Source organism: Vibrio sp. SCSIO 43086, assembly GCF_051132235.1.
GTDB classification, from domain to species: domain Bacteria; phylum Pseudomonadota; class Gammaproteobacteria; order Enterobacterales; family Vibrionaceae; genus Vibrio; species Vibrio diabolicus.
This window is the reverse complement of the sequence record NZ_CP072677.1, coordinates 39026-54563: the sequence shown is the minus strand read 5'-3', so window position 1 is coordinate 54563 and position 15538 is coordinate 39026. Positions and strand designations below refer to the sequence as shown.

10 protein-coding genes, 5 tRNA genes and 1 pseudogene are annotated in these 15538 nt (G+C 45.9%); 5 read left to right on the top strand and 11 right to left on the bottom strand.

What is annotated here, in order from left to right:
- The first annotated feature begins 36 nt into the window (after positions 1-36).
- Both J8Z23_RS00240 and tnpA read left to right on the top strand, forming a co-directional pair.
- On the top strand, positions 37-2256 hold the full coding sequence (locus J8Z23_RS00240; protein WP_301659417.1) for a putative Ig domain-containing protein: 2220 nt from the start codon (positions 37-39) through the stop codon (positions 2254-2256).
- Between the two features lie 179 nt (positions 2257-2435).
- Positions 2436-2891 (top strand): annotated as a pseudogene (gene tnpA, locus J8Z23_RS00235) (IS200/IS605 family transposase).
- A 159-nt stretch (positions 2892-3050) separates the two neighbouring features.
- On the opposite strand, the gene J8Z23_RS00230 reads toward tnpA, so the two are convergent.
- The 5 genes from J8Z23_RS00230 to J8Z23_RS00210 form a co-directional block, all read right to left on the bottom strand.
- Positions 3051-4064, bottom strand: a complete 1014-nt coding sequence (locus J8Z23_RS00230) for an SPOR domain-containing protein (RefSeq protein ID WP_301659416.1) — start codon at positions 4062-4064, stop codon at positions 3051-3053.
- A 157-nt stretch (positions 4065-4221) separates the two neighbouring features.
- Positions 4222-5178 carry an ABC transporter permease gene (locus J8Z23_RS00225; RefSeq protein ID WP_005394358.1) on the bottom strand — a complete coding sequence of 319 codons (957 nt, stop codon included), beginning with the start codon at positions 5176-5178 and terminating at the stop codon, positions 4222-4224.
- A gap of 2 nt (positions 5179-5180) precedes the next feature.
- Complete coding sequence (locus J8Z23_RS00220; protein ID WP_031780394.1) at positions 5181-6158, bottom strand: ABC transporter permease; 978 nt, start codon at positions 6156-6158, stop codon at positions 5181-5183.
- Positions 6159-6304: 146 nt separating this feature from the next.
- Positions 6305-7858, bottom strand: a complete 1554-nt coding sequence (locus J8Z23_RS00215; protein ID WP_005394355.1) for an ABC transporter substrate-binding protein — start codon at positions 7856-7858, stop codon at positions 6305-6307.
- A 92-nt stretch (positions 7859-7950) separates the two neighbouring features.
- Entirely contained in the window at positions 7951-9666 is a 1716-nt protein-coding gene (locus J8Z23_RS00210; protein WP_005379108.1) for a dipeptide ABC transporter ATP-binding protein, read from the bottom strand.
- A gap of 662 nt (positions 9667-10328) precedes the next feature.
- Between J8Z23_RS00210 and J8Z23_RS00205 the strand changes: the two genes are divergently transcribed.
- Positions 10329-11054: an HAD family hydrolase gene (locus tag J8Z23_RS00205; RefSeq protein WP_005394354.1), complete on the top strand. Its 726-nt coding sequence runs from the start codon at positions 10329-10331 to the stop codon at positions 11052-11054.
- 340 nt (positions 11055-11394) lie between these two features.
- Here the strand turns inward: J8Z23_RS00205 and J8Z23_RS00200 are convergent.
- The 5 genes from J8Z23_RS00200 to J8Z23_RS00180 form a co-directional block, all read right to left on the bottom strand.
- Positions 11395-11471, bottom strand: a tRNA-Pro gene (locus tag J8Z23_RS00200).
- Positions 11472-11495: 24 nt separating this feature from the next.
- Positions 11496-11571 (bottom strand) — tRNA-His (locus J8Z23_RS00195).
- Positions 11572-11617: 46 nt separating this feature from the next.
- Positions 11618-11694, bottom strand: a tRNA-Pro gene (locus J8Z23_RS00190).
- A 69-nt stretch (positions 11695-11763) separates the two neighbouring features.
- Positions 11764-11839 (bottom strand) — tRNA-His (locus J8Z23_RS00185).
- 33 nt (positions 11840-11872) lie between these two features.
- Positions 11873-11949, bottom strand: a tRNA-Arg gene (locus J8Z23_RS00180).
- Between the two features lie 335 nt (positions 11950-12284).
- On the opposite strand from J8Z23_RS00180, the gene J8Z23_RS00175 reads away from it, so the two are divergent.
- A complete protein-coding gene (locus tag J8Z23_RS00175; RefSeq protein ID WP_012841248.1) occupies positions 12285-12698 on the top strand; it encodes a c-type cytochrome in 414 nt (137 codons plus the stop codon).
- A 73-nt stretch (positions 12699-12771) separates the two neighbouring features.
- On the opposite strand, the gene rep is transcribed toward J8Z23_RS00175, so the two are convergent.
- Entirely contained in the window at positions 12772-14787 is a 2016-nt protein-coding gene (gene rep, locus J8Z23_RS00170; protein WP_005398170.1) for a DNA helicase Rep, read from the bottom strand.
- Positions 14788-14955: 168 nt separating this feature from the next.
- Here rep and J8Z23_RS00165 point away from each other — a divergent pair, with 168 nt between their 5' ends.
- Positions 14956-15537: a TetR/AcrR family transcriptional regulator gene (locus J8Z23_RS00165; protein ID WP_005398171.1), complete on the top strand. Its 582-nt coding sequence runs from the start codon at positions 14956-14958 to the stop codon at positions 15535-15537.
- The last annotated feature ends 1 nt before the right edge of the window (position 15538 follow it).

Here is a 15538-nt window from a genome sequence, read left to right as displayed (position 1 = left end):
AACAGATCACTAACCTTTGAAAAAGGAACATTCAGAATGAAAAAAATGAGTTTGCTAGCAGCGTCAGTGGCTATAGCACTTACTGGTTGTGGCGGTGGTTCAGGTAGCGACAACACATCAACAGCACAAAGTGGCCTAGAGATCACTGCCATTGATGGTTACTTGAAAAATGCCGCAGTATGGGTAGATACCAACGAGAACTTGGTTCTAGACACCGGTGAAGATACGAAACTGGATGTGGTGACTAACGAATACGGCAAGTTTACCCTTCCTGAAGAGTACAAATCGCAAACGGTCTTTATTCAAGCTGTCGCAGGTCAAACGGAAGACACGACTCGCGGTATCGTAACAGAGACCTTCTCGCTGGCGTCTAAGTCAGGTTCAAGCGTTGTGAACCCAATGACCAACATGGTGGTTAGCAAGGTTGCTAAGCAGCTAGCCAGTGATCCAACATTGGACGTTATAGCGGCGAAGAAAGCGGCAAAAGAAGAAGTGGTTGCCAAGTTAACTCAATCAGGTCTTAACGTAGACGCTTCGATGATTTTTGGCGACTACATCGCGAAAGCAGATGAATCGAAAGAAGCTCAAGCGCTAAATGCAATCGGTGAAGCGCTGGTTGATAACGCTGATATCGATGTTGAGAAGCAGCTTGAAGTTGCCGATCTTGTTGCGAAAGAAGCGAACGACATTATCGAAAACAACGGTGATATGACCGATTTTTCACCTGTTATTACTGTACCAACAGATGACAGCCCTATTGTAGTTGAGAAAAACCATCGCCCAACAAGTTCTCAGGCGGTCGAGCCAATCACAGTCGTGCTAGGTGAGGCTATCACATCGTTCACTGCATCATTTACCGACATTGACGATGACACGCTAACATACGAGCTAAAAGCGCTAAAACTAGCGAATGGACTAAATGGTTTGTCGATTAACTCGACAACTGGCGCGATCAGCGGCACTCCAGAATCTGCAGGCGTATTTACCTACCAAGTGTTTGCGACTGATGAGCATAAAGCGCGCTCTTACCCACTAACCTTCACAGTAACGGTTGAAGCGCCAAACACAGCACCAGTGGTCAACGAAGATGTAAAAGCTCAACTACAAGCCGAAGTCGATGCTTGGTACTGGGTCGAGGGTGAGCAACCTGTTGATACATTGAACATCTCAACGCTATTTGACGATGCAGACTCAGACCTTCTGACATACACAGTAGAGACCTCCATAAGCAAAAATGGTGGTGTAGAGACAGGCTTCCAAGTTCATGTCGATGGCAACGGCAACATCTCATTTGACGGTCCACTGCCGTTCAAAGCAGCCGCTGGCACAGAAAGCCTGTATGTTTATGCTAAAGACAGCGTCAACGCTGACGAGCCTCTAGTAGTATTTGCACTGCCAGAGATCATCGAAGGCACACCTGTTGTACCAGAGCCACCTGTCGTTTCAGTTGCAGACCTACAAAATAAATTCCTTCACTTTGTTGAAGTGGGCAGCAACGGCACAAACTACACAAATGCTTGGTGTGACTCGATTTACTTTGATTCAGCATCAAACAAGACTTACTGGAGCAATCGAACAGACGCTAACAAACAGTCTTGTGTCGACGAGGACTTAAACAACTTCACTTCAGAGATCACTTACACAATTGAAGATGGTCTGATTAAATCAACTAACTTCGCTCAAGATGGCATTAGTTTCGAACTGGTTGAAAGCTCGATTTATGATGATGACATGTCAAACCATTACCTCGTCAAGTTCAGCTACATTGACGATGAGAGTGAAGAGCTTGAATCTGTGACTGAAGTTTACGGTTACTACACTGACAAACGTGAAGTTGAAAAAGAGATTTATCAACCAATCGGTCGTTCAATGGATAATGCACCTTGGGTAGTTGGTCTTACACACACTGTGATTGATGGTAAGATCCAAGAACTTGATGTGAGCGGCATCGTTCAGCAATTTGATTATGAAGGTACGGACGGCCAAGTTCATACCTACACCGCAGCATCTCTGTACGCAGAGGATGCCCATGCGTGTGATGTACTGAAAAACGATTACACAATTCGTGTAATGGGCTCCAACGATGCAGCAGGCTCTCACTTTGTGAACCGAGAGTTCAAAATCGACAACGGTTGTTATTTGAACATGCTTCCGTTCAATCAAGAAGAAGCTATTCCTGCTGGGCTTTACACTATCGAAGCAAAACCTAAACGCCTTGACGAAGGTGAGCGAGTGATCTTCAGCTTTAAGAAGTAACATTGTAAAAAGCCCCGTATCGCGGGGCTCTCTTATTGTACAGAGCCCCCCCCCCCTGCTAGGCTGGGGATTCCGTAAAGCTTACAGCTATAAATCAGTTATATACCCCTTTCAATTTAATAAAAACGTCTTGTGGTCTGGCAACTGCAAGAGTTAACTAAGAATTGAAGGAGGTCCCAGTGGGGGACGAAAAGAGCTTAGCGCACATGTGATGGAATTGTAAATATCATGTAGTTTTTGCACCAAAGTACCAAAGGCAGGTGTTCTATGGTGAGAAACGAAGGGCAGTAGGCCAGATACTTAGAAAACTATGTGAATGGAAAAGTGTAAATATTGTTGAAGCGGAATGCTGCGCAGATCATATTCATATGCTTTTAGAAATACCACCGAAGATGAGTGTTTCATCATTTATAGGGTATTTGAAAGGAAAAAGTAGCCTGATGCTATATGAGCGATTTGAAGTTCAAATACAGGAATCAGAATTTTGGTGTCGAGGGTCTTATGCAGATACGGTAGGAAAAAACACCGGCAAGATACAAAGTTACATAAAGCACCAACTAGAGCAGGATAAAGTGGGAGAGCAACAATTGTCGATCCCGTATTCAGGTAGCCCGTTTACGGGTCGCCGGAAATAGTCATATGCAAATGGCACTAAGCGCCTGCTAGGGAGCTGCCGATAGGAGAGCCTTATAGGCGTATATGAAAAACCACCAGCTATGCCGGCGGATACTTTTTTCTTTTTGAAAATCGTATTTCGTCCTGAAATGTCTTGAAGTATTAAGGATGAATAACGGTTATTTCACGCACACCACGTTCAATAATGAGGTTCCGGTGAGCTGGTTTGGCTCACGATCTGCGAACAAACCTTTCTTACCTTTGCCCCAATACGGCAGTTGCAGTGGCCATTGATTTTTTTCCATCACACCAGACGCCCTCAACACTTTGAATTCTGCAGGGCTGGCTAAGCTCATACCCAGTTGCTGACATACTTTTTGCGAGTTTTCGTAGTTGAGACGATTCCACGGCTTGCCGTATTCCATGTAAAACTGATTGTGGTGGTCGAGTAAATATGGCACCACGTACATTTTGCCTTGTAAGGAGGTTCTCAACCGAACTTCAATGTTATCATTCCCGCTCACAACTGGCTTCGCTTTGGTCTTAGCAACAGGCTTGGAAGAAGAATTATCACGTGTATTTTTTGCCGCGGTCTTTGACTTCTCTACCGGCGCTGTAAAGGCGTCGGTATCAGCTCGCACGGCAGGAACTGGCGCGGATTTCGGGGTCACCGTCGGTGTTGGCTTAACCGAAGATGCGGCTGATTTCGACGGCACAGCGGGTTTAGATGGAGTCGTAGACTGTTTATTCTCTTTTCCAACCACGCGGATGAACGCCTCTTTGTAATTCGACAAGGTTTTGACTCCTCGCAAATCCCCTCTCGCATCAAACAGATCTTTGTAAGGCCCAATCAAACAGCGATAACCTTTGGACTCCGGCTTCATCCACACGTCAGTCGTAATCTTGCTGTAAAGCGGCTTTGCTTTCGCGAGTGACATTGGCTTTGGTAGTAATCCGCATTGAATCCAGTAGAGGTAGTTGCCTCCTTGCGGCACTTTCTTTCCCCATACTCCGTTACCAATTGGGCACGTTTTCTCAAGCATCGGCAGTTCTTTCTCGCTCGCTTGAGTAGCTTGGCAAAGGAACTCCTCCGCCGATACTGGGCTAGAAAACTGGGCGCATACCAGCAACAAGCCGAAAGCTAGGCTTGCTTGGAAGATACGAGATGGGTGTTGTGCCTTCTTCATTTCCATACACTTCACTCTAAATTAGTGGGTAAGGTCATTATGGCGGCAAAGCGCCAAAAAAATGTGAACAAAGAATAACTAGCAAAAAAAGAGCCGGAATTTGCATCCGGCTCTCAGTTTAGGAAGGAATTAAGCGAATTTACAACGCTTGGCGGGAAAATTCTTAACCTTTGTACAGTTTCGGGTTGAATACATCTCGTAACCAGTCACCCAATAAGTTGATAACCAGAACCAGTGTAACCAACACGATGCCTGGGAATGCAGTAATCCACCACGCACCTGAGAAGATGTAGTTAAAGCCGATGCTGATCAGCGCACCTAGTGACGGCTGATCAACAGGAAGACCCAAACCTAGGAATGACAGTGCCGCTTCCGACATGATCGCATTCGCTACCTGTACCGTCGAGATAACCAAGATTGGTGATAGACAGTTTGGCAGGATGTGACGGAACATGATGCGTGGCGCTTTAAAGCCCATCACTCGTGCCGCTTCTACGTATTCCTTCTTCTTCTCAGCCAGTACTGAAGCACGAATGGTACGTGCGTATTGCGGCCATTCAGCCACACCGATGATCACCACCAGCATCACCACCGCATATTGGCTGTAAAAATCGCTGCCAAAGCTGGCTTTGAAAATGGCCGATACGATGATCGCCACCATCATGGTTGAGAACGATAGTTGAACATCCGCAAAGCGCATCAAGAAGCTATCGATACGACCACCGAAGTAACCCGCCGACAAACCAATGATGATACCCAGAATCAACTGAAGACCGACGGCTAAAAAGCCGATCGTCAAAGACAGACGAGAACCATAAAGAATGGTCGATAAAATATCACGGCCTTGCTCATCAGTACCAAGAACAAAACGCTCATCGCCCTCTTCCATCCAAGACGGTGGTAGCTCTGAATCCATGATGTCGATAGACGTCAGATCATACGGGTCAGTCGGAGCTAGAATTGGCGCAGCTAATGCCAACACTAAGAACATCATAAAGACCGTAAAACTTGCCATCGCCACTTTGTCGCGCTTGAAGTAATACAAGAAGTCCGACTCTTTAAAACGCTGCCATGCAGATGGAGCGGCTTCAGGAGCTGGTGTTACATTTGATTGGCTCATTATTAAGCTCCTTTTCCAGTTAAGTTCACAGTTGGGTTGATGATGCCGTACAGCAAATCAACGATGGTATTGGTTACCACGAAAATCAGACCAACAAAGATAACGTAAGCTGTGATCAACGGTGTATCGACACGGTTGATTGCCTCTAGGAAAAGAAAGCCTGTACCCGGCCACTGGAATACGGTTTCGGTTAGGATGGTGTAAGCCACCATGGTACCAATCTGCACGCCACCTACCGTCAATACTGGCAGCATGGTGTTCTTAAGTGCATGTTGGTAATAAATCTTTTGTAAGTTCAAACCTTTTGCTTTGGCGAACTTAATGTATTCCGAGCTCAGTACTTCCAGCATTTCTGAACGTACCAGACGGATGAACAACGGCAGCATGATAGACGCTAGCGCAATACACGGCAGGATAAGGTGCTTAATACCATCGATGGTAAAGAAGCCAGATTCCCAACCGAGCACGTTAGCGGTTTCACCTCGCCCGTAGGAAGGCAGCCAGCCGAGTTCGATGGAGAAGACGTACATTAGCATGATTGCGGTTAGGAACACCGGAATCGAGATGCCGACACTACTCATCGCCATAACAAATTTGGTAAAGACACTCTTCGGGTGAATCGCGGAATACACCCCGAGCGGTATAGAGAAAACGATAATGATGAGCGTCGCGCCAAACACGAGCTCTAATGTTGCCACCAGCTTATCGAGGATCACCTCAACCGCAGGTCGCTTGAAAAAGTATGATGTACCCAAATCACCTTGCAGTGCATTACCCACAAAGCGCGTGTACTTTGTGATAAAGGGATCGTTCAGGCCCAATTCGTCGCGTAGCGCTTGGCGCTCCGATTCCGAAACCGACTGACCTACAAGCTCACGCAGCGGATCACCCAGGTTGTCCTGAATGGCAAACGCCACCAAACTGATCACAAACATCACTATCAGTGCCTGAAACAGGCGCTTGACCAGAAACGAAAACATTCCTTGCCCCTTAACTATCCATAGATCTCTAAACTTAGAGAGAAAATTCAGTCTGTAAAACTGGCTCAATCCGACTGAAACAAAACCGAGCCAAGTGTCGAAAACAGAGAAGGACTGGCGCCCCTCTCTGTCATGACTAAGTATGATTACTCGACAACTAGGTCGCCAAAGTAAGGCATTACCATTGGGTTCACGATGTCTGCGGCTTTCACATTAGACTTCGCACCCCACGCTTCACTTTGCCAGTGTAGCGGTACGAATGCAGCATCGTTGTATAGCGTCGCTTCGACACCTTTCAGCATTGCTGCACGTTTCGCAGGGTCCGTCTCTACGTTTGCAGCTTCAACCACTTTGTCCATTTCTGGGTTTGAGTAGTGACCACAGTTGTACTGACCACGACCGGTTTCTTCGTTACGAGTCATGGTTAGGAACTCGTTGAAGTTTGCCGAGTCCTCTGTATCCGAGTGCCAACCAATCATCAGCATGTCTGCCGCACACTTATCAAACTCAGGCCAGTATTGCGCTTTTGGCATAGTTTTCAGATCAACCTTGATGCCAATCTTAGACAACATTGCCGCCGCCGCTTGCGCTACTTTCGCATCGTTTACGTAGCGGTTGTTTGGCGCAATCATAGTTAGCGTCAGGCCGTTCTCGTAACCCGCTTCTTTCATCAGTTGTTTTGCTTTCTTCAGATCGTAGCGAGGTACTAGCTTGTCATCGTGACCAACGTAGCCAGTTGGACTCTGCTGGCCAGCTGCTGTCGCGAAGCCTTTCATGATTTTCTTCACGATGCCTTCGTTGTTGATTGCGTGAACAATCGCTTGGCGAACGCGAACGTCTTTCAGTGCTTCGTTGCTGTTTTGGTTTAGTTGGAACGTGATGATACGAGTACCTGGTAGCGTTACTAGATCGATGCCGTCTGCGTCTTTCACACGTTTGTGATCGTTTGGTGCTACCGGGTGAATCATGTCAACGCCGCCAGAAAGTAGCGCAGCTACACGAGTCGCATCTTCTTTGATTGGAACAAGCGTTAGCTTATCAACGTTACCTTTCGACTCTTTGTCCCAGTAATCTTTAAAGCGTTCAAATTCCACTTTTACGCCCTGCTCACGTGATGTCACGATGAACGGACCCGTGCCAGAAACGTTAGTCGATGCGAATGAGTTACCGTGCTTCACTAGCTCAGACTTGTCTTTGCCGTCTGCTGTTTTACCCGTGTAGAACTTGCTGTCCATAGGGAAAATGTACGTTGCAGTTTGCAGCACTAGTGGGTAAGGACCTTTGGTTACAAGATCGAACGTGTTGTCGTCCACTTTGACGATTTTCTCGTACGGGTCGAAAATGTTTTTAAAATCAGGAGAACTTTGTAGACGCTCAAACGTCCATACAACGTCGTCAGCCGTTAGGGTATTACCAGAGTGGAACTTCACACCTTCACGCAGTTTGAAACGAACAGTAGTATCGTTAATGCGTTCCCAACTTTCCGCTAGGCGAGGTTCGAAATCCATTTTTTGAGTAAAGCGAACCAACGGATCAAATACCATGTGTGACATTTGCAGTGTGCCACCTGATAGCTGCTCATGTGGGTCAAGCGATACTGGGTCAGCTGCGTAGCCAACTTTGATATCTGCTGCCAGTGCATTAAAGCTTAGGCCCGCCGCCATTAGCGCCACTGCTAATTTGCTTTTCATGGTTTTCATTTGCATAACTCCTTCATGCGGGGATACGGATCCCTTGTTGTTGTGTTTGCGTCTTTGTTATGACTAAAGGTTAGCCAAGCAAGTTGCTTGGTTTATGCCGTTTCGATCTCTTCTCGCAAGCCTGTAAATTCAGGCATCAGAGAAATCAATTTTTTGCTGTATTCGTGTTGAGGTGCCGTGAATAACTGTTCTGTTGGTGCCACTTCTAACAGTGTCCCCATTTGCATCACACCTACTCGATCACACATCTGGCGAATAACAGGTAAATCGTGGCTGATAAACAACATAGTCAAGTTCAGCTCACTTTGCAGATCTTTCAGCAAGTTTAGAATTTGTGCCTGTACCGATACGTCCAGTGCCGATGTCGGTTCATCACAAATCAAAAGTCGAGGACGAGTCGCCAACGCACGCGCAATAGAAATACGCTGACGCTGACCACCGGAGAATTCATGAGGGTACTTAAGCCCAGCCATGCGGCCCAAACCAACATGATCGAGAAGGTCATTCACGATTTGGCGAGTTTCCGACTCGTTTTTCGTCAGTTTATGAAAACGGATTGGCTCAGCAATAATATCGAATACCTTCATACGAGGGTTCATTGAGGTATACGGGTTTTGGAACACCATCTGCATCTGACGACGCATTGGGCGGCGTTCTTTCTCAGAGGTTAAAGCTGTCAGGTCAATACCCTCAAACTTCACCTGACCAGAGTTAGGTTGGTATAAACCAGCAATGACTCGCGCAATGGTTGATTTTCCAGAGCCAGACTCACCCACCAAACCAAAGGTTTCGCCTTCATGCACTTCAAAGCTCACATTATTGGATGCCTGCACGTATTCGCGACGGCTTTCAAATAAAGAGTCTTTGGTGACAAAGCGTAGATTAACGTTCTTCACGTCTAAAAGCGGGCCTGTGTACTCGCGCTCATCCTGACTTTGTCCTAGCCAGTGATTCTTGATGTCGAGTGGCTCCATTTCTGCCGCTTCTTCGATGTAGCTTACCAAAGGGAAGCGATCTAGCTTTCTGTCTGAACGTGGAACGGCTGAAATTAGGCTGCGAGTGTAGGAGTGATCAGGATCGCCCAACACTTTGGCTGTTGGCCCAAACTCCACCAAGTCACCACGATACATTACCGCGACGCGGTCCGTGACGTTGGAGACCACACCCATATCGTGAGTAACCAGCATACAGCCGACATTGTTCTTGATACACAATTCTCGGATCAAGTTGAGGATTTGGTCTTGGATTGATACGTCCAGTGCCGTGGTTGGCTCATCGGCGATGATCAGATCTGGCTCACCAGCCAAAGCAATCGCAATGACGACACGCTGACGCATACCACCAGAGAATTGGTGTGGGTATTGTTTTAAGCGGTTTTCTGGCTGCGGGATGCCAACTTGCTGCATTAGAGAAAGCGCACGTTGATACGCCTCTTCATCAGAGACTTTCATGTTGGCGTGGATCGTCTCTTTCAGCTGCTGCTCAACCGTAAAAAGTGGGTTAAGTGAGGTCATTGGATCTTGGAAAATAAAACCAATCTTCGATCCGCGAACCTTACGCATCGCTTCTGGTGATAAACCAGAAATTTTTTCTCCATCCAAGAAAACATCGCCGCTAGCAACGCGACCTGGAGGGCTAAGCAAATCAATAACGGCGTTACCAACGGTGGATTTACCCGCACCTGATTCGCCAACAACACCCACGATTTCACCACGTTCAATATGAAAAGAAAGTGACTTCACGGCAGCGTGAACGCCGTGTCGGGATGGGTATTCAATACGAAGGTTTTTCACTTCTAATAGTGACATTTCAGACCTCTACTGCCTTGTCTGTGGTATCGAATCGCGCCAAAGGCACCATTCATCACCTGAATGAATCCGTTCAAATTCAGAATAATACTCTGAAATCTTAATGCGGAAACAATTTGGCAAAAATCACACAAAAAAGCAACAATTAAAGTATATTCCGCCGAGAAAACATTAAATAAACGCACAATGAGCGAATAAAAATGCATTAACAAGTATTTAACCATTTTCATATCACACTATTTTTGTGCGCCATGCACCAATAAAACTAGAAAAATGCTCTAAAAATAAGCACGAGCCAACCGGGACCATTAACCATACTATTCATGTGCAATTATTAACATTTAACAAACAATATCGTATGCGAAAAGCAATTTTTCAACATAAAAAACTATTAATAAAATAGTCGGCAAATATAAAAAGCCAAACTTAGAAAGAGAAAGGATAGGCTAAAACGTGAACACAACAGCAAAACCACACAAATCCTCTGTCGACGACGATTATGCGCCGCTTAAGCGGTTTGTTGACTAAACAAAAGAAAATGCGGTTACCATCACTCTCCCAGTGTAGGTGAAGCACGTCGATTTTAACCCTTTACGACACAATTGAGAGTGGGATAATAGATAATCAATGTTAGATCCAAGCTGTAAATGAAAGGAGCCCCTGTGCTTAAAGCGATTTTTTTTGATATGGACGAGACTTTATGTGCGACGTCACAAGCCGATAAAGTTGCAGGACAAAAGTTTACGACTTGGATTCATAAGACCTACCCGCAAGTTACCGAACCACAAGCTTTTTTACAGCGCTACTTACAGGGTGTGTACAAGAAGCTGAATGCGGAATTCCCTCACCTTGTGGCTCTGCTACCTGATGAAAACGCGTTCCGTTGTGGCCTGATCCAAAACATATTGGCGGAGCACGGAGTCAGCATTAATGCCGAAGAGGCTCAACAAGCTCAAGACTACTTTGACTCTGCACGTATGGGCGCGTTCACTTTCTTCCCTGGTGTAAAAGAAATGCTCAGCGACCTTCGTCAGCATTATAAACTCGTCGTGATCACTAACGGCCCGATTTTTTCTCAACACCCTAAACTCAGCGCGACACAGATGAGCGACTGGGTGGACCATATTATTGTGGGGGGAGAAGAGCCTGAAGAGAAGCCCGCTGCGAGCATTTTCCAAAAAGCGCTCGACTTGGTCGAAGTAAAACCAGAAGAAGCCCTGCACATTGGCGACTCTTTACCAGCAGATATAGCAGGCGCTAACAATATGGGCATTTTGAGTGTGTGGGTAAATGCGACAGGCGCAAGTAACTCAACAGATATAACGCCAAATTTTGAAATCCAAGAAACGGTAGAGCTGAGAGAAATCCTTAAAACACTCGCCCAATAAAAGTAGTGGATTAGAAAAACACAAAACCCCAGACGTCGTTCTGGGGTTTATTTTGTCCGCTCGAAAAGCATTTGGATCATAGGTGGTCAAAAGCCCCTAGAGCTGTACACTTTTGGTGAAATTGAAATCGAATGCAGATGCTTTTAAGAGGGTAGATGCAAAAAAGCCCCAGTCTTTCGACTGGGGCTCTAAATAGCGGTCGGTGAAGAGCCGTATTCTAACTTCAGGCGAACCCCACTTGGGTTCAAATCCTTTGAAATACTGTCGACTAATAGTCGCCCAAGCGATGTAATAAACTCTAAAACGACGAAAGCCTGCTAAAAAGCAGGCTTTCTAATAGTGGTCGGTGAAGAGGGATTCGAACCCCCGACCCTCTGGTCCCAAACCAGATGCGCTACCAAACTGCGCTATTCACCGAGCATGTATTCTTTAAATAAAGAATGGGGTGGCTAACGAGACTTGAACTCGCGACAACCGGAATCACAATCCGGGGCTCTACCAACTGAGCTATAGCCACCATCAAATTGTCATGTTTACCGCTATCTCAGCCATAAACTAAATAGTGGTCGGTGAAGAGGGATTCGAACCCCCGACCCTCTGGTCCCAAACCAGATGCGCTACCAAACTGCGCTATTCACCGACGATGTTTTATCTTGATTTAATCAAGATTGGGAGCAATGCTACCGCATTCAATCTAAAAAAGAAAGAATGGGGTGGCTAACGAGACTTGAACTCGCGACAACCGGAATCACAATCCGGGGCTCTACCAACTGAGCTATAGCCACCACTGATTTTTACCGATGTATCCTCCGAGGCAATGGTACGCCCGAAAGGATTCGAACCTTCGACCTTTGGCTCCGGAGGCCAACGCTCTATCCAACTGAGCTACGGGCGCATGCCCTATCGGCGGAGTGGAATAATACGGATATCACACTATGCCGTCTAGTACTTTTTTTACTTTTTTTATCGTTTGGTCTCTTTTTCGACAGTTATCTTCCTTTAAACTGAATTTTTGATGTGATTCACGCCCTGTCATGGATAACTTGTTGTTTATTGCAACAAGTTATCGGGATATAATCACCCATTATTTACATTGATTTAACAGCTGCAACCAAGTTGTCTAATCATTCTATGCCATTCAGTGGAATTTAGTGATTTCTCTGCTCGGCATTAATACTCTAACTATATAAATAGGTAAGTCACTTACCTCGGGAATGTGAAGTGGGTTTAATGGATATGTCTCGACAAATGATTAGCGTTTTGTTCGCTGCCTTAACGTTTTCTACGGCAGCTTTAGCTTCTGACATCAGCCAAACTGAATACGATGCGATCGCAGAACGCATCCAACCTGTCGGTGATGTTTATCTAGCGGGTTCTGAGCCAGTGAAAGAAGAACCAACCGGTCCACGTGATGGCGCCACAGTTTATGGTACTTTTTGTATTGCTTGTCACGCATCTGGTGTAAACGGCGCACCTAAAACAGGTAATGCCGATGACTGGGCACCGCGTATTGCACAAGGCAAAGAGACGTTAGTGAAGCACGCGTTAGAAGGCTTCAATGCGATGCCTGCCAAAGGAACCTGTATGGACTGTTCTGACGATGAAATCATCGCAGCAATCGACCACATGATTGAAGGTCTATAAGTAAAGACATCAACGAAAAAGGCTTGCCAACTGGCAAGCCTTTTTGTTTTTAGTCAGTGAGAACAAGGTTACTCTACTTCTTAAACATTGCTCGAATATTGGCAATGTGCGCCTGACCTTTCGCCATACGCTCTTCTGCTGATACTGGCTTTTTGTTTACTTCCCATTCAACGTCATCAAATGGCAACTCATCCAAAAAGCGGCTTTGCGTCGGTTTGATCAACTCGCCGAACTGTCGACGCTCTTTGCACATAGTGAAAGTCAGTTCACGCTGCGCACGGGTAATGCCAACATACATCAGACGACGCTCTTCTTCGACGTTGTCTTCATCAATACTGGTTTGGTGCGGTAAAATACCTTCTTCGGACCCAATTAAGTATACATATGGGAACTCAAGGCCTTTTGATGCGTGCAAGGTCATCAGTTGTACTGCATCACTGTCTTCATCTTCTTCGCCACGTTCCATCATGTCACGCAAGGTCAAACGCTGAACGACTTCTTTTAACGTTTTCTCTTCTTGATCGTAGTTGTCACCTTCTAGGTCCGCCACTATCCAGGAGTAAAGATCAGAAACGTTCTTCATTCGCATTTCAGCGGCTTTCGGGCTTGCTGAAGTTTCGTATAGCCAATCTTCATAATGGATATCACGAACTAGCGAACGAACCGCTTCGACGGTATCACCACGCTCAGCTTGGTCAGCAATCGCCACTAACCATTGGGTGAAACGACGTAAGTTTTCCAGGCCGCGTCCCGTTAAGTGCTGTTCGAGCCCCATTTCAAAACTCGACTCAAACAGGCTCTTCCCACGCATATTGGCATAACTGCCTAGCTTTTCTAACGTTACTGGGCCAATTTCACGTCGTGGTGTATTCACAATACGTAAGAATGCATTGTCGTCATCTGGATTAACCAAAACACGCAAATACGCCATGATGTCTTTAATTTCTGCTCGTGCAAAAAACGAGGTGCCGCCAGAAATTTTATACGGCACACGGTTTTGCATCAGAGACTTTTCAATTAAGCGCGATTGGTGGTTACCACGGTACAAAATTGCGTAATCACGATAGTCGGTTCGATTCAAGAATTTGTGTGCAATCAACTCCCCCGTGACACGCTCAGCCTCATGCTCTTCATTTTTAGCCAACAACACTTTGAGTTTTTCACCGTCAGGAATTTCTGAAAATAAGGACTTCTCATAGACGTGAGGGTTGTTGGCTATCAAAATGTTGGCCGCACGCAGGATTCGACTCGTTGAGCGGTAGTTTTGCTCCAACTTAATCAATCGCAAATTCGGGTAATCTTCACCCAGCAAGACTAGATTCTGAGGTTTCGCACCACGCCATGAATAAATGGACTGGTCATCATCTCCTACGACCGTCAATCGCCCACGTTCACCGACGATTAATTTCACCAACTCATATTGACTCGTGTTGGTATCTTGGTACTCATCGACCAATAGATAGCGGATACGGTTCTGCCAACGTTGACGAACGTCTTCATGATTGCGCAAGAGTAAGACGGGCATCAAAATTAGGTCATCAAAATCGAGCGCGTTATAGGCTTTCATTTGCTTTTGGTACATATCAAAGCAGAACGCAAACAATTGTTGCTGCTCACCTTGCGCACGCGCTTTGGCTTGCTCTGGCGTCAACATGTCGTTTTTCCAATTGGAAATACAACTCAGAAGCTGACGTAGCAGATCTTTATCACCATCAAGCTGCTTTTCGGTAAGTTCCTTGAGTAGCGCCAGTTGGTCTTGGTCATCAAACAGTGAAAAGCCCGCTTTCAACCCTAAATGCTTGTATTCGCGTTTGATGATGTTTAATCCCAAGGTGTGGAACGTTGATACCATCAAACCTTTAGACTCGGCTTTCCCCAACGTTTGGCCGACACGTTCTTTCATTTCACGCGCCGCTTTGTTGGTAAACGTCACCGCTGCAATATTACGCGCTTTGTAGCCACATTGCTGAACCAGATAAGCGATTTTATTGGTAATAACACGAGTTTTGCCCGAGCCAGCACCAGCTAGCACTAGGCATGGACCAGACACGTATTTCACGGCTTCATCTTGACTAGGGTTCAGCTTCATAGAAATTCTCTGCGGGTGATAAATGTGGCGCCTATGATAAAGGGGTGGCCTCGTGAAAGCTACGCTGATTTCTTGTAATTTTCATACCAACAAGCGCAACATTCTGTTGCATAAAAGGCGGGTATTTGAGCTATAATGAATGAACGTTCATTCACTGGTGGTAGGATTATGAAGGATAACCCTGCTGTAGATAAGCGAGAACAAATCTTAGTCGCTGCAGAGCAACTCATTGCTGAATCGGGCTTTCAAGGACTTTCCATGCAAAAGCTCGCCAATGAAGCAGGTGTCGCAGCAGGAACGATTTATCGTTATTTCTCAGATAAAGAACATCTTTTGGAGGAGTTACGCCTTAACGTTGCAAAGCGCGTCGCTACGGCTGTGCAACTGGGCGTGAGTGAAGAGATGCCTTTAAAACAGCGATATCGAACCATGTGGCTCAATATTTGGAATCTAGCGAGCTCGAATTTAAATGCGCTCAGCAATCGAGTTCAATATGAGTCTCTACCCTGTTCAAATAGTAGCAAAGCTCGGGAACTTGAAAGACAAATGTTTGCCCAAGTAGATCTTCTTTTTAATCAGGGGAAAGAAGAGGGCGTATTTAAACCTCTCGATAACGAAGTACTTTCTGGATTGAGTTTTGAGGCAAGTGTTGCGCTTGCTAGGAAACACGCTTTGGGATTTTATCAGCTGGATAAGGCGGCATTAGAAGCTGCTATCGAAGCCAGTTGGGATGCAATTATTAAACACTAAC